Genomic DNA, 1,785 nt, shown 5'->3' with positions numbered 1-1,785 from the left:
ATACTCTGCGACATCGTATAACGTTACTGGTTTCACATTCACCACCCTGAATTGACTCTCTTCCGGGCGCTATCATGCCATACCGCGAAAGGTTTTGCGCCATTCGATGGTGTCCGGGATCTCGACGCTCTCCCTTATGCGACTCCTGCATTAGGAAATTAATACGACTCACTATAGGGGAATTGTGAGCGGATAACAATTCCCCTGTAGAAATAATTTTGTTTAACTTTAATAAGGAGATATACCATGGGCAGCAGCCATCACCATCATCACCACAGCCAGGATCCGGGGGACGAAAACCTCTATTTCCAGTCGATGACTCAATCGACGCAGATCGGGGACGGCACAAGGGCAGTGCGGGCGGGTCTGCCCGAGGCCTCGAAGAACGATCCGACGCTCCCAGGGCCTGTCTTCGCCGCACACTTCCACCTGCCGGGCGATGTCTCGGGGCCCTATACGTACGGCCGGGACGACAACCCGACGTGGACCCACCTGGAGCGGGCCATCGGCGAGCTCGAGGCGCCCGGCCAGGAGGATGTCGACACCCTCGTCTTCGCGTCCGGGATGGCCGCCATCTCGGCGGTGCTGTTCTCGCAGCTCAAGGCCGGCGACATGGTCGTTCTGCCGAGCGACGGCTACCAGGTGTTCCCGCTCGTCCGCGAGCAGCTCACGGCGTTCGGCATCGAGGTCCGCACCGCCCCCACCGGCGGTGACGCTCAGCTCGACGTCCTGGACGGCGCGAAGCTCCTGTGGATCGAGACGCCGTCGAACCCCGGCCTCGACGTGTGCGACGTGCGGCGGCTCGCCGAGGCGGCACACGCGCGTGGCGCCCTGGTGGCAGTCGACAACACGCTCGCCACGCCGCTCGGCCAGCGCCCCCTGGAGCTCGGCGCCGACTTCTCCGTGGCCAGTGGCACCAAGCAGCTCACCGGCCATGGCGACATCCTGCTCGGCTACGTGACCTGCCGCGACGCCGAGCTGACCGCGTCGGTGCGGGGCTGGCGCAAGATCGTCGGCGCGATTCCCGGCCCGATGGAGGCCTGGCTCGCCCATCGCTCCCTCGCCACGCTCCAGTTGAGGGCGGAGCGGCAGAACGCCAACGCTCTCGCGCTCGCTCTCGCCCTGCGCGACCGCGACGACATCGAGGGCCTGCGTTACCCGGGTCTGCCCGACGACCCCTCGCACAAGATCGCCGCTCAGCAGATGCGGCGCTTCGGGTGCGTGGTCTCCTTCACGCTGCCCACGCGCGCGCGTGCCGAGCAGTTCATGGAGTCCCTGACGCTGGTGGACGACGCGACGAGCTTCGGCGGCGTGCGGTCCACCGCCGAGCGCCGTCGCCGCTGGGGCGGGGACGATGTCCCAGAGGGCTTCATCCGCTTCTCCGCCGGTGCCGAGGATCCGGACGACCTGGTGGCCGATGTGCTGCGCGCGCTCGACGAGGCGGCCGTCTAGTAACATTTAAGTAAGTACTCGAGTCTGGTAAAGAAACCGCTGCTGCGAAATTTGAACGCCAGCACATGGACTCGTCTACTAGCGCAGCTTAATTAACCTAGGCTGCTGCCACCGCTGAGCAATAACTAGCATAACCCCTTGGGGCCTCTAAACGGGTCTTGAGGGGTTTTTTGCTGAAACCTCAGGCATTTGAGAAGCACACGGTCACACTGCTTCCGGTAGTCAATAAACCGGTAAACCAGCAATAGACATAAGCGGCTATTTAACGACCCTGCCCTGAACCGACGACAAGCTGACGACCGGGTCTCCGCAAGTGGCACTTTTCGGGGAAAT

General features: G+C 63.0%; 1 protein-coding gene. It reads left to right on the top strand.

What is annotated here, in order from left to right:
* Positions 1-315 precede the first annotated feature (315 nt).
* Positions 316-1,452, top strand: coding sequence for a cystathionine gamma-lyase (locus ACGFI8_RS47960; protein ID WP_100597190.1), 1,137 nt, complete (start codon positions 316-318; stop codon positions 1,450-1,452).
* Positions 1,453-1,785: the final 333 nt, after the last annotated feature.

It is taken from the genome of Dactylosporangium sp. NPDC048998, from assembly GCF_043197855.1.
Taxonomy (GTDB): domain Bacteria; phylum Actinomycetota; class Actinomycetes; order Mycobacteriales; family Micromonosporaceae; genus Dactylosporangium.
Note: the sequence above shows the minus strand (reverse complement) of the source record. Positions and strands in the feature narration are given on the sequence as shown.